This window comes from Pseudomonas sp. B16(2017) (genome assembly GCF_002113205.1).
Classification (GTDB): Bacteria; Pseudomonadota; Gammaproteobacteria; order Pseudomonadales; family Pseudomonadaceae; genus Aquipseudomonas; species Aquipseudomonas pharyngis.
Genome location: NZ_NEKA01000015.1, coordinates 110990 through 134202, shown reverse-complemented (window position 1 = coordinate 134202; position 23213 = coordinate 110990). Strand labels below are relative to the sequence as shown.

Sequence of the window (23213 nt, the reverse complement as noted above, 5' to 3'; positions counted from 1 at the left end):
GGCCAGTCATGGCGTCGATCCGCGGGAACCGCGAATCGACGCCGGTGTCGGCTCAGAGCCGGCGTTTGCGGTTGAGCGTCGGTATGGTGGTTGGTGGGACTTCCACCTGTTTTGCCTGGTCCGAGGTTTGCGCCGCCAGCGCGGCCAGAGTCGGCTGGCTGAACAGCGTTCGCGCATCGACGTGTAGCCCGGCCTGACGCATGCGCGCCACCAGACTGACCGCCAGCAACGAATGCCCACCCAGCTCAAAGAAGTGATCGTTGCGCCCGACCTGCTCCAGTTGCAGCACTTCGGCCCAGATCTGCGCCAGCCGGATTTCGACTTCGCCCTCGGGCGCCTCGTAGCGGCGACTGAGCACCGCCTCAGCCCCAGGTGCCGGCAAGGCTTTGCGGTCGACCTTGTCGTTCGGGGTCAGGGGTAATGCGTCGAGTTTTACGTAGGCGCCCGGCGCCATGTACTCCGGCAAACGCTCGAGCACATGGGCACGCAAGGTTTCGATAGCTGGTGCAGCAAAGCCTTCGCGCACGGTGAAATACGCCACCAGCCGCTCGTCCCGCACCAGCACCACCGCTTCACGCACCGCTGGATGCTCGATCAGCCGTGCTTCGATTTCCCCCGGTTCCAGACGCAGGCCGCGCAGCTTGATCTGGAAGTCGTTGCGGCCGAGGAATTCGAGGTTGCCGTCCGCGCGGTAGCGCACCAGGTCTCCAGTGCGATACAGGCGATCACCGGCCACGAACGGGCTGTCGATGAAGCGCTCGGCCTGCATGTCCGGCAGTCCCAGATAACCCCGCGCGACCCCGACCCCGCCGATGTGCAGGTGGCCGCTGACACCGAATGGCACCGGTTGATCGTGGGCGTCCAAAACGTAGAGCCGAGTGTTACTCAAAGCCTTGCCGATTGGCACCACGGCCTCCGGCACCGGTTGACCCGGCTCCAGCGTCCAGCCGGTGCTGTCGACGGTGGTTTCGGTCGGGCCATAGACATTGTGCAGACGCACCCACGGCAGGCGCTCGCGGACGCGCCGGGCCAGTGCGGCGGTCAGCTCACCGCCACCGTTGAGCACGTCGGTCAGGCTGGTGCACTGGCTGACATCGTCCTGTTCGATGAACTGTTGCAGCAGCGCCGGCACGAACTTGACCACGGTGATCTGCCGTTCGCGAATCACCTGGGTCACATAGGCCGAATCGCGATTGCCATCGGGACGCGCCAGCACCAGCCGCAGGCCGCAACACAGCGGCCAGAAAATCTCCCACACCGAACTGTCGAAGCTGAACGGCGCCTTCTGCAGCAGCGCGCCGTGCTCGGTCGGCGGGCTGATCTGCGAGCCCCAGTGCACCATGTTGCAGGCGCTTCGGTGCTCGATCATCACGCCTTTCGGCGTGCCGGTGGAGCCCGAGGTGTAGATCATGTAGGCCAGGTTTGAAGCGCTCAAACCCGGTATTTGCAGGTTTTCAGTCGATGCGCCCTGCCAGGTGCAGCGGTCGAAATCGATGACCGGCACACCCGGATCGCCCAACAGATTGCGGGTGGCGTCATGCACCAGCACCGCAACCGGCGCGCTGTCCTGCAACATGTAATGCAGGCGATCCAGCGGATAGTCCGGGTCCAGTGGCACATACGCACCGCCCGCTTTGAGAATACCGAGCAAGCCGATCACCAGATCCAGGCTGCGTTCGACACAGATCGCCACCCGCAAATCGGGTTGCACGCCGTGCTCGCGTAGATGATGCGCCAGACGGTTGGCCTGTTCGTTCAGCTGGCGATAGGTCAGTTGTTGCTCGCCAGCCTGCAATGCGATGGCGTCGGGTCTGCGCTGTACTTGTTGCTCGAACAACACCTGAAGCGGCTGATCGAGCGGACAATCGACTTCGCTGGCATTGAACTCGACCAGCAGTTGCTCAAGCTCCGCCGTCGGCAGGATCGACAAGCGATTCAGCGGCTGTTGCGGGGTTTGCTCCAGCGCATCCACCAGCGTCTGCAACGCGGTTCGCACGTAGTCGCCGATACGCTGAGCACCGATGCTCATCAGGGTCCGCGTGGTGATCTGTAAGGCGCTGCCCAAATCATCGACGCTCAGGGTCAGCGGGTAATTGGTGCGCTCTTCGTTCTCCAGGGTCTGAATGCCTTGCCAGGCTGGGTCCGACGCCGATTCCTGCGCCTCAAGTTCGGTGTGCCGATAGTTGAGCAACGCACTGAACAGCGGCGCCGGTGACGCAACCCCGCTGCAACGCTGAGCCAGCGCCAGCGACGCATGTTCGTGCCCGAGCAAGTCGGTCAATCGGGCGTGGGTGAGCAGCACCGCATCGCGCGCGCCCCGGTCCATGTCCACCCGCAATGGCAAGGTATTGATGAACACCCCCAGCGCCCGGTCCGCGCCCTCGCCGCCCTGCATCCGGCCCATGAAAACGCTGCCGAACACCACGTGTTCCTGCCCCGAGGTCGCCGCCAGCACCTGGGCCCAGGCCAGGTGAATCAGGCTGGCCACGCTGACGCCGGCCTGCCGCGCCTGAAGACGCAAGCGCCGATCCAGTTCCGGCGCAAGCGTGCGTACGGCTTCATCGATGCCGCGACCGTCGCCCTGCACGTCCTGCAAGCCGAACGGCAAAGTCGGCTCGTCGATATCGGCGAGCATCTCGCGGAAGAACGCTTCGTGTTCCTGCTCGCTGACACCGAATCGGGTCTGGGCCACGTAATTGCGATACGGCACCGCTGGCGGCAGCGGTTTATCCAGCCCCAGCAGGTTGGCGCGCATTTCATGACGCAGGACTTCCAGCGCGATGTGATCCAGCGCCAGGTGATGAAACAACAGAATCGCCACGATCCGCCCCTGGGCCGGGTCGCGCGCATACATCAGCCGGATCAGCGGCGCCTGACTGACGTCGATGCAATACCGCCGGGCATCGAAGCGCTCATGCAGTTGCGCGAGGACATCGCCCTCGGCCGGATCGAGGGTGATTTCCTGCACCGGCAACTCGGCTTCGCGCCAGACCACCTGCACCGGAGTGGTCAAACCTTCCCAGACCACCGCAGTGCGCAGAATATCGTGGCGCGCCATGACCTGACGCAGCGCCGCCGCATAGGCCTCGACCCGCTCGACGCTGTCGAACGCCAGCTGCGACTGCAGCAGATACGGATCACCCTGGGCAGCGGTGATGTGGTGATAAAGGATGCCTTCCTGCAACGGCGCCAGCGGATAAATGTCGTGCACGTTGGCTGCCCCACCCGGCACCGTGGCGATGATCCGGTCGAGGGTAGCCTGATCCAGTTCTGCCAACGGCAACAGGTCCGGGGTGATCTGCTTGCAACCTGGCGGAATGCGGTTGGCCGGCACTTCGACCTCGCGACCAGTGCCCACCGATGCGGCCAGTGCCGCCAGGGTCGGCTGGCCAAACAGCACGCGCACATCGCTGCTCATCCCCAACTGACGCATGCGTTCGATCAGGTTGACCGCCAGCAACGAGTGCCCGCCCAGCTCGAAGAAGTGATCGTGACGCCCTACCCGCTCGACTTGCAGCACCTCGGCCCAGATCTGCGCCAGGAGAATTTCGACATCGCCTTGCGGGGGTTCATATTCACGGCGGATCAACGCCTCCGGCCCCGGCGCCGGCAACGCCTGGCGATCCAGCTTGCCGTTGGCCGTCAGCGGCAACGCCGTCAAACGCACATAGGCCGATGGCAGCATCGCGCTGGGCAGACGGGTCTTGAGGTGAGCATGCAGCTGTGTGATATCCAGCGGCTGGCGTTCGGTGAACCAGGCCAGCAACTGCCCGTCGCGCACCTGCACCACCGCATCGCGCACCGATTCGTGGCTGCTCAACGCGGCTTCGATTTCACCGGGCTCGATGCGCACGCCACGGATTTTCACCTGATCGTCGTTGCGGCCCAGGTACTCGAGGGTGCCGTCCGGGCGCCAGCGTGCGAGGTCGCCGGTGCGGTACATCCGGGCGTTGGGCTGGCGGCTGAAAGGATCGTCGAGAAAGCGTTCGGCGGTCAGCTCCGGACGGTTGAAGTAACCCCGCGCCACCCCGGCGCCTCCGACGTACAGTTCACCGGCCACGCCAATCGGCACCGGGCGTTGTCGGTCATCCAGCAGATAGGCCGTGGCATTGCTCACGGGTTTGCCGATGTGCAGCGTCCGGCCCGGTTCGATTCGGCCCGAGGTGGCGACCACTGTCGCTTCGGTCGGGCCATAGTTGTTGACCACCGCGAACGTCTGCTGGCGATTGAACTGGCGCAGGCGATCGCCGCCGATCAGCAGTGTGCGCAAGGTCGGGTGTTCGAGGTGGCGGCTGAAGGCGTACTCGGCAATCGGGGTCGGCAGGAAACTCACGTCCAGCGGCTGCGCGCGCCACCAGTCGAGCAGCGCGTCGATGTCTTCGCCGCCGTCACGGGATGGCGCCAGGTGCAGGGTCGCGCCGGCACACAGCGCGGGCCAGACTTCCCAGGCCATGGCGTCGAACCCAAATCCCGCGAGGCTCGAAGTGTGGCGACCGGCACACAGATCGAAGGCCGCGCAATGCCAGTCGACCAGATTCGATAACGTGTGATGCTCGACCATCACGCCCTTGGGCTGGCCGGTGGAGCCAGAGGTGTAGATCACGTAGGCCAGATGTGCAGTGGTCAGACCCGAAACGTCGGGGTTGAGATCGTTGATCGGCCAGCCGCGCGTGTCGATTTCAATCACCGGCACGTCGAACACCGGCAAACGTTCGCGCAGATCGTGCCGGGTCAGGACCACGGCCGGAGCACTGTCGCGCAATAAATAGCTCAGCCGTTCCGCAGGATGAGCCGGATCGACCGGCACATAACCGGCGCCGGACTTGAGAATCGCCAGCAGCGCGACCAGCGTGTCCAGCCCTCGGCGCGCGACCAGCGCCACGCGGGCGTCGGGTCGTACGCCGAGCCCGATCAAATGATGGGCCAGGGCGTTGGCCTGTCGGTTCAGCTCGGCATAGGTCAGCCGCTGTCCCTGAAGTTCGACCGCTACCGCATCCGGGCGTATCGCCACTTGCGCTTCGATGCGCTGGTGGATGGTCAGGTTTTGAGGGTATTGCGCGCGTGTGTCGTTCCACTGCTGCAAGAGCGCCGATTCGGCCGGCAGGCTCAGGCTGAAATCACCCACCATCAGCGCCGGGTCTTCAAGCCCCTGCTCCAGCACCCACAGCAAGCGGCCGCTCAGCGCCGCGATTTCATCGGCGTCAAAGCAGGCCTCGTTGTACACCATGTACAAACTGTCCTCGTAGTCACCACGGCTGCTCAGCAGGTGCACCGACAACGGCGTGCCCTCTTCGTGGTTCGACACTTTGACCACCCGTCCCTGCGCCTCGCCGTAGCGGTATTCATGTGCATCGCGCTCATAGGACACGGTCACTTCGAACAACTGCGAGCGATCCTCGCGCAGCAAGCTGAGGGCACGGTTCATTTCGCTCAAGGGAAAACGCTGATGGCGAAAGTCTTTTTTCAACTCGTCGTGAATCGCCTTGACCAGCGTCTTGAATGACAACTCGCGGCCAAACCCCATGCGCACCGCGCTGACCTGGGTGAACAGCCCCAGGGTCGATTTGAACCGGGCGCCGGAGCGGTTGAGCAGCGGCACGCCCACCACCCATTCGTCACGCTGGGCGCTGCGGCTGAAATACACATGGATCGCTGCCAGCAGCACATGAAACGCCGATGCGCCGTACTCCCGGGCCACCTGTTTCATGCGTTCGTGCAAGCGAGCCGGAAACACCTGCGAGAAAATCCGCGTCGGTGCCGCAGCGCCGGCAAAGCGTTCCTGATAGCGCGGCAGCAACAGCGGTTCGGGACGATGCTGGTATTTGTCCAGCCAATACGCCCGGTCGCGGGCGTAGCGGTCGGACTGAAAATACCGCGCATCGTCACGGATGAAATCGACATAGGACGGCGCCGAATCGGGCGGCAATTGCCCGAGCGCCAGCGCGTTGTAGATCTCGTCGAGGGATTTGAGCATCTCGCCGAAACCCCAGCCATCGACGATCAGGTGGTGGGCCTGGAGTGACAGCCAATGGCAGTTGTCATCGAGCCAGAGCAGACGAAACCGGAACAACGGCCCGCCATCCAGCGTAAACAGTTGCTCGATGTTTTCCTGCGTCAGTTGACGCGCTGCGGCGTATGGATCGGGTTGGCTGCGTAAATCGTGCACCGGCATCGGCACCGGCATGGAACGGGCAAAACGCTGCAACGGCAGCCCATCCTCGCCGGCCCCCGGCAGCAGGCTGGTGCGCATCGCGTCATGCCGGGCCACGAGACCTTCAAGCGCCGCCTGCATCAGCACCGGATCCAGCGGCCCGGTCAGTTCGACATAGCCACCGATGTTGTACATCGGCGAATTTCCCTGACGCAATTGATCGAGCCAGATGTCGCGCTGCGCAGCGGTCAGCGGGAAGGCCTCGGAAATCGCGGACAGACCGTCCGCCGCGTCGGCAGCAAATTGGTTCATAAGATCCATCTCACGTGATTTGGCGCGTATTCAAGCATCGGCCCCGAAACCCGCGTGACACGTAAAACCCGGACAACACTCCCCACTTTGTACAGTTGTGCGAACCAACAGGGCCTGAGAAGTCAGCTAATCCCCTAAAAGTTCGGAAAGAAATGACTGAAAATCCTGTAGGACAATCGCCACACTCGACTACCCGCTAGCGCCCCGCAATGGCGCGGCACCGGGGTCCGAACCCCGGAATCCGGGGTTCGTACTAGATCGTACAGTCACAAACTACGAGTCCTTACACATTGATCTGACAGAAACGTGACGCCATTTTTTCGGAAATGGTGGCACTTTGTGTCCCTGTTTTCCCCTACAGACGTAGGACAAATGCATAGGCTTAAATCCCGTTCCAGATCGATTTTCAGGAGAAACAACTGGGTGGGCGTTTCACGGGTGCATGCACGGCAGACGATTCGGCAATGGCTCTAAATCAAGGATGACAAGGATATGAATCTGACCGGCAGTCTTCGCAACATGGAAAATCCGCACTTTTACTGGCAACTGGGTGAACTGATCGCCAGCACCGGCAACGAGCGTTTTGCCACCAACATGTTCCAGCTGGTCGACAACCTCGTTCCGGTCAATCGCGTCGATCTCAGTGAGTGGACCCTGGACGAACGGGAATCCAGCGTGGTCGAGATCAAGGCGTTGGGCAGCGCCGGTTTGCCGGACACCTTCCCGCCCCCGGCCCCGTTGCAGCACCCGGACGACCACCCGCTGCTGCAAAAGATGATCGAGATGAACGACTCGCTACTGATTCAATTGAAAGCCTCGCTCCAGCATCGACACCCGCACCACAGCGTTCACCAATGCAATCTGGTATCGCGCACGTCCAACCGCCGTTGCGTCATCTCGTTTTACCGCCCCCACACGCATCGGGTGTTTTCCCTGCCGGAACTGTCGTTCCTCAAGCGCCTGTCCGACACCTTGTTGCCATTGATCGAGCGCCACGCGCACATCAGTCGCCAAGTCACCGCCCGTCAACTCCGCGCGCCACAAGCCGATCACCCCCAGACGCCGTTGCAACAGGTGTTCGACGAACGCCTGGCGTTGGGCGACATCACCTTGTCGGTGCGCGAGAAAGAAGTCTGCCTGGGCCTGCTGACCGGCGGCACCGTGCCGCAGATGGCGGAAAAGTTGCGGGTCAAGAACAGCTCGATCGAGACCTACCTCAAACGTGCGGCCGCCAAGCTTGGGGTCAGCGGGCGACACGGTCTGGCGAAATGGATGGCCGGGGCCTGATCCGGCATTTTTCTCATTCCGGGCGCCCGGCGTCCGCCCTCATTCGTGAACGAGGCTGTTTGATGTTCAGATTGCCGATTTCCCTGCTGTCCGCCGTGATACTGCTGGGCGGTTGTTCGTTGATTCCCGATTACCAGCGACCGGCATCGCCGAGTGCCGCGCAGTATCCGCAAGGTCCGGCGTATGCTGCGCCGTCCTCGGTCACACCCCGCGCCGAGGACTGGCGTGCGCTGTTTAATGACCCGGCGTTGCAGCAATTGATTGAAAGCGCGCTGGTCAACAACCGCGATCTGCGGGTGGCCGCGCTGAATGTCGAGGCGTTTCAGGCGCAATACCGCATCCAGCGCGCCGATCTGCTGCCGGCGGTGTCGGCCAACGCCAACGAACTGCGTCAGCGGGTGCCGTCCCGCGTGACCCGCACCCAAGCGGCGATCACCTCGACCTACTCGGTGAGTCTGGGCATCAGCGCCTATGAACTGGATTTCTTCGGCCGGGTGCGCAGCCTCAGCGAGCAGGCATTGCTGACCTGGCTGTCCACCGAAGAGGCCCGGCGCAGTGCGCAATTGAGTCTGGTGGCCAACGTCGCCAACGCTTACCTGACCTGGCGCGCCGATCAGGAGTTGCTGGCGCTGGCCCGGGAGACGCTGGCCGCCGACGAACGAAGCCTGCACCTGACCACCCGCAACCGCGAGGCCGGCAAGTCCTCGGCGCTGGACCAGATTCAGGCGCAGACCAGCGTCGACAGCACCCGCGCAAGCCTCGCTCGTTATCAGCGTCAGGTCGCCCAGGACTTGAACAGCCTGACGCTGCTGGTGGGCGCGCCGGTGCCCGAGCATCTGCCGGCGCGTCCGCTGGACAGTGATCTGGTGGCATCCGTGCCGGCCGGGTTGCCGTCCGATCTGCTGCAACGTCGGCCGGACATTCTCCAGGCCGAATACAAGCTGCGCGCTGCCAATGCCAACATCGGCGCGGCGCGGGCGGCGTTTTTCCCGAGTGTCAGCCTGACCGCCAATGCCGGGACGTCCAGCCGCGACCTGTCCGGGCTGTTCAAGGGCGGCTCCGGGGCCTGGACGTTCCAGCCGCAGATCAACCTGCCGATCTTCAACGCCGGCAGTCTGCGCGCCAGCCTGGACTACGCGAAGCTGCAAAAAGACATCAGCGTCGCCGAGTACGAAAAGACCATTCAGACGGCATTTCAGGAAGTGTCCGACGGCCTCGCGGCGCGCCAGACCTACGAACAACAGCTCCAGGCTCAGCGCGATCTGGTGCAGGCGACCCAGGATTATTACGACATGGCGCAGCATCGCTATCGCAGCGGCGTCGACAGCAGCCTGACGTTCCTCGATGCCCAGCGTTCGTTGTTCAGTTCTCAGCAAGGGCTGATTACCGATCGGTTGGCGCAGCTGGTGGCGCAAGTGAATCTGTACACCGCGCTGGGCGGCGGCTGGAGCCCGGTCGAGTCGCCACCGCCAGCACCTTGAGTCATGTTTTCTTACACCTTTTGTCGCCAGATCCCACATTGCCCGGCGATCGAAAACCGGCGCAGCGGATCATTTTGGTATCATGCGCCGCTTTTACGGTTAACCCGCCCGCCTGTCCTGCCGACCGGCGGGCTCCAAAGGGCGGTATGAAATGACGGCTTTGTTGACTCGCCGCAAGGTGCTTGCGGGAATGGGCGTACTCGGTCTCGGCCTGCTCGCCGGCTGCGACACCCGCGGCGAACTGTCGTACAAGTACGGCAAGGATCTGAGCGACAAGATCCTCGGACGCACCTTCAAGCTCAAGGACACCGAAGGCAACACCGTGACGCTGTCGAGCTTTCGCGGCCTGATGCCGATGATCTTCTTCGGTTTCACCCAGTGCCCGGCGATCTGCCCGACGACGCTGGCCCGCGCCGCGAAAATCAAGAAGCTGATGGGCAAGGACGGCGACATCCTGCAAGTGGTGTTCATCACCCTCGACCCGGAACGCGACACCCCGGAAATCCTCGACGCCTACGTCAAGACCTTCGATCCAAGCTTCGTCGCGCTGTACGGCACCCTCGAAGAAACCAAGGCCACCGCCAAGGAATTCGACGTGTTCTACGAAAAAGTCCCGGCCGGCGACACCTATACCCTTTCCCACACCGCCACCAGCTATGTCTACGACACCCGGGGCACGTTGCGCGTGGGTCTGTCTCAATCGCTTTCTGCACAAGAGTGCACGGAAGATTTGCTTACCGTCATGGAGGTCTGCTGATGAACCCTTTTCTGAACAACATCAAACGTGCCGCACTGGGCCTGTCCCTGCTGGGCCTGGCGTTCCAGGTATCGGCGCAGACCAGGGTCGACGACGCCTGGGTGCGTGCGACCGTGCCGAACCAGTCGGCCAGCGGCGCGTTCATGAGCGTCACCGCCGACAGCGACAGCAAGCTGCTCAGCGTTGCTTCGCCGGCGGCCAAGGACGTGCAGATTCATGAGATGAGCATGAAGAACGACGTGATGAGCATGGGCCCGGTGAAGTCGGTCGACCTGCCGGCGGGGAAAGCCGTCAACTTCGATCCGAATGGCTACCACGTGATGCTGATGGGCCTGACCGCTCAACTGAAGGAAGGCGACAGCGTGCCGCTGACCCTGACCGTCGAAAACGCCAAGGGCGAAAAGGAAACCGTGGAAGTGAAAGCGCCGGTCAAGGCGCTGACCATGGAAGGCCACGATCACAGCAAGATGCATTGATCGCTGACTGACAGATTTACGCCTTCAAAAAAACAAAAGGGGCGGCATGATCGACGATCATGCCGCCCCTTTTGCATCTGGATATCAGACCAGTTTCAATTCGACCTCGATATTGTTGCGCGTGGCCTTGGAGTACGGGCACACCTGATGCGCCGCATCCACCAGCTGCTGCGCCGCGCCGCGCTCCATGCCCGGCAGGCTTACATTCAGTCGCGCCTGCAACAGATACCCTCCCGAGTTGGTACCCAGGTCCACTTCGGCATCCACCGCGAGGTCCGCTGGCAGGCTGATTTTCTGCTGCCCCGCCACCGCTTTCATCGCGCCGATGAAACATGCCGACCAGCCTGCGGCGAACAATTGTTCCGGATTGGTCCCGCCGCCACTGGAACCGGGCGACGACAGTTTTACATCGAGGATCCCGTCGGAACTGCGCGAGGCGCCGTCACGTCCGCCGGTGGTGTGGGTTTTCGCGGTGTAGAGCACTTTTTCGATCTGACTCATGGCGATCTCCTGAATGGAAAACAGCAGACTGTTCACTCGGCGCCTCCCGTCGCAGCTTGAGGTGCGCCACCCGTTTCACACAGCCCTCTCACTATAGACGCGGGTTTGTCGCTCACTCGGGCAATGGACGTACGGGTTGTTCAGAAATGACGGCCGTTCAACTCCCCGCCCCACCATGCGCCTCTTCAAAGAAATAATCCTTCCAGCTGTCCGCCTTGTTTTTCAGCACACCCAGTTCCTGCAATTTCTCTGCATAGATAAAGGTGCGTTGCGGCACCACGGTGAAATCGATTTCCGGATCGGTGACGATTTTCTCCACCAGCGCCAGCGGCAACTTCGACTGCTCGACACGAATGTAGGCTTGGGCCGCCGCAGGCTTGTCGGCCTTGATGATCTTCTCGGCCTCGGCCAGGGCGTCGTAGAACGCCTTGTAGGTTTTCGGGTTTTCGTCGTGGAATTTTTCCGTGGTGTACAGCACGTTGAACGTGGCCTGGCCACCGAGCACGTCGTAGGAACTCAGCACTTTGTGCACGTTGGGATTCTGCAGCGCCTGATACTGGAACGGTGGGCTGGAGAAATGCGCGTTGATTTCCGAGCCGCCAGCGATCAGTGCAGCCGTGGCATCCGGGTGCGGCAGGCTGACGGAGATGTCGTCGAATTTCTTGTACTGGTCATTGCCGAATTCCTTGGCCGTTTCGATCTGCAGCGTGCGTGACTGGAAGCCCACACCCGCTGCCGGCACGGCGATGCGATCCTTGTCGCTGAAGTCCTTGAGGGTTTTGACGTTCGAGTTATTGGTCAACAGGTAGTTGGGCATCGAGCCCAGCGAAGCGATGGCCTTGACGTTCTGTTTGCCTTTGGTGCGATCCCACACGGTAAGCATCGGCGGCACGCCCGCCGAGACCACGTCCAGCGATCCGGTGAGCAGCGCTTCATTCATGGCGGTGGCGCCGGAAATGCTGTTCCAGTCGACCTTGATGTCCAGCCCCTGGGCCTTGCCGTGTTTCTCGATCAATTGCTGATCGCGCACCACATCCAGAATCAGATAACCGATGCCGAATTGCTGGGCGATGCTGATCTTGCCTTCGGCTTGAGCAGTGTTGCCGAGTAGCGCACCAGCCAGCGAAGCCGCCAGCAGCGTCAGTGCAGAACGTTTGAACGGTAGGGCCATGACAACCTCGCAGTGATTTACCGGGAAATCTGTGAGGCCGGACTCTATCGCTATAAAAAACGAAATTTAAATACCGTTATCGCATATTGATATCACTGGAAAACCAGCTTCGAAAAACTGATGAACAGGCTGATACCGACGTTCAAGGCGTACGCTGGTTGAACCGGGTTCTGAGCCCGTCGGCGTTCGTGGACAGGCGCTTCGCGATGTCCACGAACGGCGTAACGATCAGGCTGTACAGCGTCAGATAACGCGTGCGGTCCTGCTCGCCCGTGCCGAAGCGCAAGTCTTCGGGCTTTGAAGTGGTTACGTACAACGTGCCGAACAGCCAGTCCCACAGTGACAGATTGATCGCGAAATTCTTGTTGAAATGGCGCGGTGCGTCGCTGTGATGAATCTGGTGCTGGGCCGGGCTGCTGAGCACATGCTCGACTGCCGCCCCGAACGACAGCCAGACATGGCTGTGGCGCAGATTGGAGCCCAGGCTGTTGATGATCAGCACCAGCCAGGTCACGCCGAACAGCGTGTAGCGGCTGACCTCGCCGCCGCAGGCATACCAGACCGCCCCGGCAAACGCGCCGAGGCCGGCGGTGATGACGATTCGCTCAACGATCGATTCGACAATGTGAATGCGGCTGGCGGTGGCCGGCACCAGCACCGGCGCCGAATGATGGACCCTGTGAAATTCCCACAGATATCGGGAATGGAAGGCACGGTGAATCCAGTAATGCAGAAAATCCCTGAACAGGAACACACCCAGTCCGTAGAACAACGCGATCAACGGGTGTTCCGGCACTTGCTCGCGCGCGCCCCACAGCTGAGTGAAAAACTGTGCGTAGTCGCCCGAACGCAGAATATGCGGGTCGACCAGGCCGACCAAGGGCAACACCAGCGTCACCCGAAGAATCGCCTTGATGAAGTAATAACGGTAATCCAGCCAGGCCGAACGATGCCCGTGAACACGACCGCCGCCGACAAATTGCCAGAAGGATCGGGCTTGCGTCAGGTGCCGGGATTTTCGGTGGCGATAAAGGCCGTATGCCACGCCGTAGGATGTGAGCAGAAACACCACACCTAGGCGACCGTTCAGATCGAACAGGCCAAGGAACCGCTCGGTGACCGGATCGATCACCCAGCGGCTGAGCTGCGCATGAAGTTGCGTGAGTAAATCCACGACGACCGACTCCATCAGGGGTCGCGCATTGTAAATCGCACTGGTTCGCAAATGCAGCACGAACGGATCAAAGGCCGGTTAAACAGCCTGAAACAATAAAACCGGCGCCTCGCTCAGGTCGGAAAACCGCCAGGACGTACGCCGATCAAGGTCCCGCCCCTTGCGGATGGATCACAGCGATCTTCGGGACCGGGTCATCCAGCCGTTTAAAAAGGCGATCAGACTGCCGACGCTTGGTATCATCGCCCACACTTTTATGACGGTTTAATGGCTGGAAGGTCTTTTTTTGTGAGCGCTCTTTTTCAACGGCTGCGGTGCCTGGATGCCCGCCTTCTCTCTCTGGTTTTTCTGGTACTGATCGTGCCGGTGTGCCTTCGCGCGGCGCTCGGCTGGTCGAGCCTGTTCGGTTACCTGTCGGATCTGGCCATCGGCAGTCTGCTGGTGGTGGTGTTGCACCGCCGCCCCTGGTGGCTGGCGCTGCCGGTGCTGCTGTTCTGGGGATTGCTGGCGGTGGCGACCGCGGAACTGGTCAGCGCGGTCGGCCGCCTGCCGACCGTGGCGGACCTGCATTATCTGATCGACCCGCAGTTCGTGGAAAACTCCACCGGTGGCGGCTTCGCCCATCCCGGTGTGGCGGTCGCGCTGCTGGTGGCTCTGGCCTTGTGGTTGCTGAGTCATTGGGCTCGACGCGCAACAACCACCCCCGCTCTGCCCCGCGCAGCCTGGGCGACGCCGGTACTGCTGTTCTCCGCATACTGGGGCGCGCAACACCTGAACCCGAGCGATGCCGATCCGTGGCGTCTGTACAATCTGCCGCACCAGTTGCTGGCCGCGCAGGTCGCCGACGTGCAGATGCAGGCCGAAGAATGGCTGGACGGCGATACTCAATTCGCTCCCCCACCGATGGCCGGGCTCACCGATGTCGATCTGAACGGTCACCCGTTGCTGCCGGCCAAGGGCCAGGCGCGCAATGTGCTGATCGTTGCCCTCGAAGGCATTCCCGGCGCCTACATCGGCGCCAATCGCCAGGCCATCGGCAGCCATTATCAGGAAGACCTGATGCCCAACCTCAGCCGCTGGGCCGAGCGCGGCATGAACACCCCGGATTACGTGCTGCACACCCATCAGACCATTCGCGGTCTGTACGCCATGCTCTGCGGCGATTACGACAAACTCGACAACGGCACGCCCAAAGGCGTGGAAATGCTGACCCAGCACGAGCGCAATCAGGCGTGCCTGCCGGCCCAATTGCGTCAGCACGGTTTTGCCACGCACTACCTGCAAGGCGCAGGGCTGCGGTTCATGGCCAAAGACAAGATCATGCCGCACATCGGGTTCGATGCGACCCATGGCCTGGAATGGTTCACCAACGCCAACTACCTGGAATTCCCGTGGGGCAAGGATGACAAGGCGTTTTTCGAAGGCGCACTGAAATACGTCGGCGAACTGAAGAAGCAGAAACAGCCGTGGATGCTCACGCTGCTGACCGTCGGCACCCACCAGCCCTACTCCGCGCCGGAGGATTACCTGCAACGCTACGACACGCCCAAGCAGGCCGCCGTCGGTTATCTGGACGATGCACTGGAACAGTTTCTCAGCGGCCTCGAACGCCAGGGCGTGCTGAAAGACACGCTGGTGGTGATCACCTCGGACGAATCCCACGGCATCGACGGCGTACGCCTCGCGTCGTCCTGGGGCTTCAACCTGACCCTCGCGCCGGAACAGGCGCAACTGCCGCGCCTGAACGCCGGGGTCTATGGTCACGTCGATCTGAGCGCGTCGATTCTGGATTACTTCGACTTTCCGGTGCCCTCCGCCCTCAGCGGTCGCTCGTTGTTTCGCGATTACGATTCGGGCCGCGAAATCATGTCGTTCACCAACGGCAAGCTGCGTTACCACGACGGTCGCGGCCTGCTGACCGAATGCGACATGCCGCGCCGTTGCCGCAATTACGCAAGCCAAGGTTTCATCGCCGAAAGCGCCACATTCAAAGGCAATGCCAGTAGCCAGAATGCCCGGGACATCGCCGCCCGCGCCTCGGCCCTGGATCTGTCGCTGCTGCGCACTCCGCTCAACCAGCGCTATCAGTTCGGCAGCGCCAACGTCATCCCGCTGCAAGCGCAGATCAAGGACGACTGGGCCGACAACCTGATCGGCGCGCAGTATCTGGAAATGCCCAAGGGCTCCCACACCCGCGTGCGCCTGACTGTGCGTTCGGTCGATCCGCAGCAGGCAGCGTACATTCAGCTCAAGGCCAAGGAGTTCGAACAGGACGTGCAACTGGGCCTGCCGACCGAGATGGTCGCCACGGCGGATCAGCCGCTGGAGATGGATTTCAGTTTCGACAACCCGCAACCGCGCAAGGCGTTCTCGTTTCACTTGTTGGGGTATGGGCTGGGCGCCGTGGAAGTCAGTGATTTCAGCGTGATCACCGAACTGCCGGGGCAACAGGATCTGCTGGACGAGATCCCGGAGGAAGACACCGCTCAATCGAGTTGAGGTCGACGCCAGCGTCGCAACGACGCTGGCGCCTGTCCGATGTGACCGATCAGAACGTGGTGCGTAGCCCTACCTGAATGCTGCGCCCTTCTGCCGGCGCAATATCCCGCAGGATTGAGCTGGCGTAACGCACGGTCTGGTTGGTCAGGTTCTCGGCATTGACGAAGGCCAGCCACTTGCTCTGACCAACATCAAAGTGATAACCCACATTCGCCCCCAGCGTGGTGTAGCCGTCGGTGCTGCTTTCGTTGTCCGGCACCCGGTGCTGGGAACTGGCGTGTTCCACATCGATCCGCGCCTGCCAGCGATCCAGCTCCCACAACAGACCGGTGTTCAACCGCAGCGGCGCGATGCGCGGCAGGTCCTGGCCATTGTCGAGGTTCTTGGCCCGGGTGTAGTCGCCCGACAGCTCCAGCGCAAACTTGCCGTAGGCGTTTTCGCCAAGGGTCCAGCGATCCTGCGCTTCGATACCGCTGAAGCGCGCCCGTACGCCGGAGTAGGTGTATTCAGGAATGCCATCGGCGTCTTCCTCGCCTTCGTCGTTGAGCGTGCGCCCGGTCCCGAGCAGACCAATGTAGTTGGAGAAATGGCTATAGAACACGCCGACGCTGCCCTTGTGCGTACCGTTGTCGAAACGCAGGGCGAGGTCGCTGGAGACGGCTTTTTCTTTCGACAGTCCCGCGTCCCCGACTTCATAAGTGCCGGTGGCGACGTGGGCGCCATTGGCGTAAAGCTCATAGAACGTCGGCGCACGCTCGGTGTAGCCCAGCGTGGCGGCGACCGACCAGATCGGCGTCAGCGTGTACACCGCACCGGATGACAGGCTGCCGGCGGTGAAACTGCTGGAGCGATCGGCATTGGCGAAACGCTCGTTGCCTTTGCCATCCGGGTCGACCGTGGTGTGTTCGAGGCGTCCGCCGAGGGTGAACAGCAGACGATCCGTGGCTTGCAGCTCTTCGAGAATGAACAGTGCACCGGCATCGGTATCGGTGTGCGGCACGAAGGCTTCTTCGCCCAGCGCCGAGAATTCGTTGCGACTGACTTGCGCGCCAATCACCCCGTTGAACGGCCCCAGTGGCTGATGCCGGGCCTCGACCCGCGCCTCGTAGCCCTTGTTCTTGAACGTGGTGCCGACTTCGCCGCCCTCGATTTCCCGGTGCTGGTAATCGGTGTAGCCAGCGTCGAGTTTCACCGAGCTGAACGGGCCGTCGAGGTTGCGGATTTCCGAGGCGAACGCGTAGTGCTCCTGCTCCATGCGGATGCGCACATCGTCTTCGGCCGGCGAGCCGTAGTTCGAATCGTAATTGCTGTACGACAGCCCCGCGTAACCGTCATCCCAGGTGTACGACCCGCCCACCGCACCGCCGTCCTGACGACCGTTGCTGTTGGCCAGCCGATGCTTTTTCGAATCGCCATCGTCATTCGCCCGTTCACGGCCGGTTTTGGCGTAGCCGGGGATTTTCAGGTCATTGAACTCGCGGGCGCTGGCGTCCAGGTGCAAGGCGAACTGGCCGTTACCGGCTTCAAGCTTGCCGGCGCTGCTGCGGGTGGTGTCGGCGCCGCCATAGCGCAACTCGCCGGCACCGTGGATGCCGTCGATGGCTTCGGTCGGGATGCGGTTGTCGAAGGTGTTGACCACCCCGCCGATGGCGCTGCCGCCGTACAGCAAGGCCGCCGGGCCACGGACGATTTCGATGCGCTCGACATTGACCGGGTCCAGCGGCACTGCGTGATCGTAGGACAACGACGAGGCGTCCAGCGCGCCGACGCCGTTGCGCAGGATGCGAATGCGATCGCCGTCCTGCCCGCGAATGATCGGCCGACTGGCACCCGGGCCGAAGTAGGACGACGACACGCCCGGCTGCTTGTTCAGGGTTTCGCCGAGGCTGCCCTTTTGCTGCAGCGTCAGGTCATCGCCGCTCAACACGGTCGAGGGCGAGGCCAGGGTCTGACTGCCCAGCGGATTGCCGGTGATGACTTGCGGTTGCAGTTCCAGCGGGTCGGCGGCGAATGCGGGCGAAGCGATCAGCAGCGCCGAGGCCATGAGCGTCAGGCGGGGTTGGAAGGTGTGGAAGCGGGAAGGCATTTCAGGAATCCGTCAGGCAGAAAATTGAGGATCAATGCCAGCGCTACACAGGGTGTATTACCGGCACCGATCAGATGAAATCATTTTTATGTTATACAATAACATTTCCAATGACTATCCCGTTTCGCCCAGACACATGCAAACCAGCGCTCAAGCACGGGCATTTCAGCGCCCTGCCCTGCAGGTTTCCTGCACTTCGCATAAGAGACTGCGCCTATCAGGCACCAATAGTCGGCCTATTAGCTGACTTGCCAAGTCGGGTCTAGCCTTACTAGTCCGAAGTCGGCACGAGCCGGCCGCAGAAGACCTGATAAGGATCCCGAACATGGCAAATGAATCGAAATGCCCGTTCAATCACGCCGCCGGCGGTGGCACGACGAACCGCGATTGGTGGCCGAATCAACTGAACCTGAAAATCCTGAGTCAGCACTCGCCCGCATCCGATCCGATGGGCAAGGACTTCGACTATGCCAAGGCTTTCAAGAGCCTGGATTTCCAGGCCCTCAAACGCGATCTGACGGCGCTGATGACCGACTCCCAGGAGTGGTGGCCAGCGGACTTCGGCCACTACGGCCCGCTCTTCATCCGCATGGCCTGGCACAGCGCCGGCACCTATCGCACCGCTGACGGCCGTGGCGGCGCAGGCTCCGGCCAGCAACGCTTCGCCCCGCTCAACAGCTGGCCGGACAACGTCAGCCTCGACAAGGCCCGCCGCCTGCTGTGGCCGATCAAGCAAAAGTATGGCCGCAACATTTCCTGGGCCGACCTGATCGTGCTCACCGGCAACGTCGCGCTGGAATCGATGGGCTTCAAGACCTTCGGTTTCTCCGGTGGCCGCGCGGATGTCTGGGAACCGGACGAAGACGTGTACTGGGGCTCGGAAAACAAATGGCTGGGCGGCGATAACCGCTACGGCAAGGATCCGGAATCCATGCAGCCGCCGGGCGAAGGCACGCTGGTGGCCGAACCCGCCGAGCACGGCAATGAAGAGAGCCGCACCAATCAGGGCGAACGCAACCTCGAGAACCCGCTGGCCGCGGTGCAGATGGGCCTGATCTACGTGAACCCGGAAGGCCCCGAAGGCAATCCCGACCCGGTGGCCTCGGCCAAGGACATCCGCGAAACCTTCGGCCGCATGGCCATGAACGACGAAGAAACCGTCGCCCTGATCGCCGGTGGTCACGCCTTCGGCAAGACCCACGGCGCAGGCCCCGCCGACAACGTTGGCCCGGAACCGGAAGCCGCCGGCCTCGAAGAACAAGGCCTGGGCTGGAAGAACAGCTTCGGCACCGGCAAGGGCGCCGACACCATTACCAGCGGCCTGGAAGTGACCTGGACCACCACCCCGACCAAGTGGAGCAACAACTACCTGGAAAACCTGTTCGGCTTCGAGTGGGAACTGACCAAGAGCCCCGCCGGCGCCCATCAGTGGAAACCGAAAAACGGCGCCGGGGCCGGCACCATTCCCCACGCCCACGACCCGAACAAACGCATCGACCCGACCATGCTCACCTCCGACCTGGCCCTGCGTTTCGACCCGGCCTACGAGAAGATTTCGCGGCGCTTCCTGGCCAATCCCGATCAACTGGCCGATGCCTTCGCCCGCGCCTGGTACAAACTGATTCACCGCGACATGGGCCCGCTGTCACGCTATCTCGGCCCGGAATTGCCGCAGGAAGAACTGCTGTGGCAAGACCCGATTCCCGAGACCACGCATCCACTGGTGGACGACAGCGATATCAGGGCGCTGAAAGGCAAAATACTGGCGTCGGGGCTGTCCGTTTCGGAACTGGTTTCCACCGCCTGGGCGGCCGCATCGACCTTCCGGGGTTCGGACAAGCGCGGCGGCGCCAATGGCGGGCGTCTGCGTCTGGCACCGCAGAAATTCTGGCAGGCCAACCAGCCTGAGCAACTGGACAAGGTGCTGAAAGTCCTCGAGGGCATTCAAAACGAGTTCAACACTGGAGCGACAGGCAAGCAAGTCTCGCTGGCGGACCTGATCGTGCTGGCCGGTAACGCCGGTGTCGAGCAAGCGGCGCAAAACGCCGGGCATACGGTGACTGTGCCGTTCAATCCGGGGCGCACCGATGCGACTCAGGAGCAAACCGATGTCGAGTCATTCGGCTTCCTCGAACCGCACACCGACGGCTTCCGCAACTACGCCGCCAACACCTATCGCGTGCCGGCCGAAGCGTTGCTGATCGACAAGGCACAACTGCTGACCCTTTCCGCCCCGGAAATGACCGTGCTGATCGGCGGTCTGCGGGTGCTGGACACCAACGTCGGCAAGACGAAACACGGGGTGTTCACCGACAAACCCGGCTCCCTCACAAACGACTTCTTCCGCAACCTGCTGGACATGGGTGTGGAATGGAAACCGACGTCGAAAACCGAGTTCGAAGGCCGCGACCGTAAAACCGGCAGCGTGAAATGGACGGCGACCCGGGTCGATCTGGTATTCGGTTCCAACGCGATACTGCGGGCGTTGGCCGAGGTGTATGCCAGCTCCGATGCGAAGGAAAAGTTCGTCAACGACTTCGTTGCTGCGTGGGCGAAGGTGATGGATCTGGATCGGTTTGATTTGCGCCAATAAGGGCTTTTCATCCAGCCACAAAAAACGCCGCTCATCGAGCGGCGTTTTTTATTGCCCTGAACCAGCGTCAGGCAAGGCTTTTGCTAACCACCTCATACACATCACTGGACAGCTGCCCCGAAGCCAAAATCCGCTCCAGTTCCGCCTTCATCAGCGCCTGACGAGCGCCGTCATACTTGCGCCAGCGGGTCAGCGGCGCCAATTGACGCGAAGCGATTTGCGGGTTGAAGCCGTTCAGCTCAATCACCAAATCGGCGAGGAAGCGATAACCAGAGCCATCCGCCGCGTGGAAGTTGATCAGGTTCTGCCCGGCGAACGCACCGACCAGCGCGCGCACCTTGTTCGGGTTCTTGATGTTGAACGCCGGGTGCTGCATCAGTGCCTTCACACGCTCCAGACCGCCCGGCAATGTGCTGCCGGCCTGCACGCTGAACCACTGATCCATGACCAGCGGATTGTCCTTGAAGTGCTCGGCGAAACTGGCCAGTGCGGTGGCTTTCTGCTCGTCGAACGGCGAGTTGACCAGCACCGCCAGCGCGGTCAGGCGTTCGGTCATGTTGTCGCAGGTGTCGAACTGTTCCAGCGTTGCCGCCAGCACTTCCGGCTTGCCGCTGAGCATCAGGTACGACAGCGCGATGTTCTGCAACGCGCGACGGGCGAAATGCTCGGCTTCGGCCACGTAAGGGGTTTGCTTCGACAGGTCGCGGTTGGCCTGATAACGCAGCCACAGCGCCTCGAACAGGTTGTCCGCCAGATGCTGACGGGCGAATTCACGGGCAGTGTGGATCGCGTCGACGTCGGCGATTTCGCTGATTTCGGTCAGGTACGCCTCACTTGGCAGCGAGAGCATTTCCGCGACCATCGCCTGATCCAGCGTTTCGTCCGACAGCACGGTGCGCAAAGCGGAAACCAGACGTGGGTCGAGCACCAGGCTTTCGCCCTTCTGCTGCTGGCCGATCAACTCTTGCAGCACCTGCACCGACAGTTGCTGGCCGGCATCCCAACGATTGAACCCATCGGTGTCGTGCTGCATCAGGAACATCAGCTGATCGCGATTGTACGGGAAGCTCAGTTTCACCGGCGCCGAGAAGCCACGCAGCAAGGACGGCAGCGGTTGTTCGGCGATGTCGACGAAGGTGAAGGTCTGCTCGGCTTCGGTCACCGAAATCACCCGGGTGGTGCCTTGAGCCGAGTCTTCGCCGGCCAGACGCAGGGCAATCTCGTTGCCCTGGCTGTCGAGCAGGCCCAGTTCGACCGGAATCACGAACGGCAGCTTTTCAACCTTGTCCGGGGTTTCCGGGCAGCTCTGGCGGAAGGTCAGGCTGTAGGTTTTCGCGGAGGCGTCGTAAGACTCGCTCACCGCCAGACGCGGTGTGCCGGCCTGGCTGTACCAGCGCTTGAACTGAGTCAGGTCGACGCCGTTGGCATCTTCCATGGCCTTGATGAAGTCATCGCAGGTCACGGCCTGGCCGTCGTGGCGTTCGAAGTACAGATCGCTGCCCTTGCGGAAGCCTTCGGCGCCCAGCAGGGTGTGGATCATGCCGACCACTTCAGAGCCCTTTTCGTACACGGTCAGGGTGTAGAAGTTGGAAATCTCGATGAAGCTGTCCGGGCGCACGGCGTGGGCCATGGGACCTGCATCTTCGGCGAACTGGTGGGTACGCAGGTACGCCACGTCCTGAATGCGCTTGACCGTGGCCGAGTTCATGTCAGAGGAGAAACCGGCATCGCGGAACACCGTGAAGCCTTCCTTCAGCGACAGCTGGAACCAGTCGCGGCAGGTCACGCGGTTGCCCGACCAGTTGTGGAAGTATTCGTGGGCGACGATCGCTTCGACCCGCTGGTGCGCAGCGTCGGTGGCGGTTTCGGCGCGGGCCAGCACGGCGCTGGAGTTGAAGATGTTGAGGCCCTTGTTCTCCATGGCGCCCATGTTGAAGTCGTTGACGGCGACGATCATGAAGATGTCCAGATCGTACTCGCGACCGTAGACCTCTTCGTCCCAGCGCATCGACTTCTTCAGGCTGTTCATGGCGTGCTGGCACTTGTCGATGTTTTCCGGCTCGACGTAAATGCGCAGCGCCACGTTGCGGTTGGTCATGGTGGTGAAGGAGTCTTCAACGCACCACAGGTCACCGGCCACCAGCGCGAACAGGTACGCCGGTTTCATGAACGGGTCTTCCCAGGTCGCCCAGTGCCGACCATCTTCGCCAGGGCCGCTGGCGATCGGGTTGCCGTTGGACAGCAACACCGGATAGCTGTGCTGCTCGGCCACTACGGTGGTGGTGAACTTGCTCATCACGTCCGGGCGGTCGAGGTAATAGGTGATCTTGCGGAAGCCTTCGGCCTCGCACTGGGTGCAGAACATCGTGCCGGACTTGTACAGGCCTTCCAGTGCAGTGTTGGTTTCCGGGTGGATCCTGACGCTGGTGTCGACCGTGAAGGTTTCGCTGGCCGGTTGCAGGGTCAGGTGATTTTCCGTCAGCTGGTAGTCGGCGGCGCTCAGTTCCTGGTCGGCCAGGGTCACCGAGAGCAACTCCAGCTGCTGGCCATCGAGCACCAGCGGCGGCAGGCCCGGGCCACGGGCCGGGTTGCGGCGCATCACCAGTTGCGCGTGGACCAGACTGTGGTCCTCGAACAACTCGAAGGTCAGGTGTGTTTCGTCGATCAGGTACTCGGGCGCCTGATAGTCCTTCAGGTAAATCATCTTCGGTTGTTCGGTGCGCAT

Annotated in this window: 12 protein-coding genes; 6 read left to right on the top strand and 6 right to left on the bottom strand. The window is 62.0% G+C overall.

All coding sequences use genetic code 11. The features are described from left to right. Window positions 1-52: 52 nt before the first annotated feature. Complete coding sequence (locus tag CAG25_RS23205; RefSeq protein WP_085613086.1) at window positions 53-6463, bottom strand: non-ribosomal peptide synthetase; 6411 nt, start codon at window positions 6461-6463, stop codon at window positions 53-55. 492 nt (window positions 6464-6955) lie between these two features. On the opposite strand from CAG25_RS23205, the gene CAG25_RS23200 reads away from it, so the two are divergent. The 4 genes from CAG25_RS23200 to CAG25_RS23185 all read left to right on the top strand — a co-directional run bounded on the left by CAG25_RS23200 (window position 6956) and on the right by CAG25_RS23185 (window position 10464). Next, complete coding sequence (locus CAG25_RS23200) at window positions 6956-7750, top strand: helix-turn-helix transcriptional regulator (RefSeq protein WP_085613085.1); 795 nt, start codon at window positions 6956-6958, stop codon at window positions 7748-7750. A gap of 62 nt (window positions 7751-7812) precedes the next feature. Next, a complete protein-coding gene (adeC, locus tag CAG25_RS23195) occupies window positions 7813-9231 on the top strand; it encodes an AdeC/AdeK/OprM family multidrug efflux complex outer membrane factor (protein WP_085613084.1) in 1419 nt (472 codons plus the stop codon). A 151-nt stretch (window positions 9232-9382) separates the two neighbouring features. Further along, entirely contained in the window at window positions 9383-9988 is a 606-nt protein-coding gene (locus CAG25_RS23190; RefSeq protein ID WP_039770777.1) for an SCO family protein, read from the top strand. Then, window positions 9988-10464, top strand: coding sequence for a copper chaperone PCu(A)C (locus CAG25_RS23185; RefSeq protein WP_085613083.1), 477 nt, complete (start codon window positions 9988-9990; stop codon window positions 10462-10464). The genes CAG25_RS23190 and CAG25_RS23185 overlap by 1 nt, the downstream gene beginning before the upstream one ends. A gap of 84 nt (window positions 10465-10548) precedes the next feature. On the opposite strand, the gene CAG25_RS23180 is transcribed toward CAG25_RS23185, so the two are convergent. The 3 genes from CAG25_RS23180 to CAG25_RS23170 form a co-directional block, all read right to left on the bottom strand. Beyond that, window positions 10549-10965, bottom strand: a complete 417-nt coding sequence (locus CAG25_RS23180; protein WP_007956881.1) for an organic hydroperoxide resistance protein — start codon at window positions 10963-10965, stop codon at window positions 10549-10551. A 157-nt stretch (window positions 10966-11122) separates the two neighbouring features. Next, a complete protein-coding gene (locus CAG25_RS23175; RefSeq protein ID WP_085613082.1) occupies window positions 11123-12136 on the bottom strand; it encodes an ABC transporter substrate-binding protein in 1014 nt (337 codons plus the stop codon). Window positions 12137-12278: 142 nt separating this feature from the next. Next, entirely contained in the window at window positions 12279-13325 is a 1047-nt protein-coding gene (locus CAG25_RS23170; protein ID WP_371857742.1) for a sterol desaturase family protein, read from the bottom strand. Window positions 13326-13598: 273 nt separating this feature from the next. Between CAG25_RS23170 and CAG25_RS23165 the strand changes: the two genes are divergently transcribed. Beyond that, window positions 13599-15809 carry an LTA synthase family protein gene (locus CAG25_RS23165; protein ID WP_085613081.1) on the top strand — a complete coding sequence of 737 codons (2211 nt, stop codon included), beginning with the start codon at window positions 13599-13601 and terminating at the stop codon, window positions 15807-15809. Window positions 15810-15858: 49 nt separating this feature from the next. On the opposite strand, the gene CAG25_RS23160 is transcribed toward CAG25_RS23165, so the two are convergent. Further along, entirely contained in the window at window positions 15859-17895 is a 2037-nt protein-coding gene (locus CAG25_RS23160) for a TonB-dependent receptor (RefSeq protein WP_085613080.1), read from the bottom strand. 325 nt (window positions 17896-18220) lie between these two features. Between CAG25_RS23160 and katG the strand changes: the two genes are divergently transcribed. Then, window positions 18221-20488, top strand: a complete 2268-nt coding sequence (katG, locus tag CAG25_RS23155; RefSeq protein WP_085613079.1) for a catalase/peroxidase HPI — start codon at window positions 18221-18223, stop codon at window positions 20486-20488. A gap of 67 nt (window positions 20489-20555) precedes the next feature. Here the strand turns inward: katG and pepN are convergent, their stop codons facing one another. Then, a complete protein-coding gene (gene pepN / locus CAG25_RS23150) occupies window positions 20556-23213 on the bottom strand; it encodes an aminopeptidase N (RefSeq protein WP_085613078.1) in 2658 nt (885 codons plus the stop codon).

Coding starts and splice junctions, on each gene's coding strand:
- CAG25_RS23205 (WP_085613086.1), bottom strand. CDS start 6,463: ATGAACCAATTTGCTGCCGACGCGGCGGACGGTCTGTCCGCGATTTCC.
- CAG25_RS23200 (WP_085613085.1), top strand. CDS start 6,956: ATGAATCTGACCGGCAGTCTTCGCAACATGGAAAATCCGCACTTTTAC.
- adeC (WP_085613084.1), top strand. CDS start 7,813: ATGTTCAGATTGCCGATTTCCCTGCTGTCCGCCGTGATACTGCTGGGC.
- CAG25_RS23190 (WP_039770777.1), top strand. CDS start 9,383: ATGACGGCTTTGTTGACTCGCCGCAAGGTGCTTGCGGGAATGGGCGTA.
- CAG25_RS23185 (WP_085613083.1), top strand. CDS start 9,988: ATGAACCCTTTTCTGAACAACATCAAACGTGCCGCACTGGGCCTGTCC.
- CAG25_RS23180 (WP_007956881.1), bottom strand. CDS start 10,965: ATGAGTCAGATCGAAAAAGTGCTCTACACCGCGAAAACCCACACCACC.
- CAG25_RS23175 (WP_085613082.1), bottom strand. CDS start 12,136: ATGGCCCTACCGTTCAAACGTTCTGCACTGACGCTGCTGGCGGCTTCG.
- CAG25_RS23170 (WP_371857742.1), bottom strand. CDS start 13,325: ATGGAGTCGGTCGTCGTGGATTTACTCACGCAACTTCATGCGCAGCTC.
- CAG25_RS23160 (WP_085613080.1), bottom strand. CDS start 17,895: ATGCCTTCCCGCTTCCACACCTTCCAACCCCGCCTGACGCTCATGGCC.
- katG (WP_085613079.1), top strand. CDS start 18,221: ATGGCAAATGAATCGAAATGCCCGTTCAATCACGCCGCCGGCGGTGGC.
- pepN (WP_085613078.1), bottom strand. CDS start 23,213: ATGCGCACCGAACAACCGAAGATGATTTACCTGAAGGACTATCAGGCG.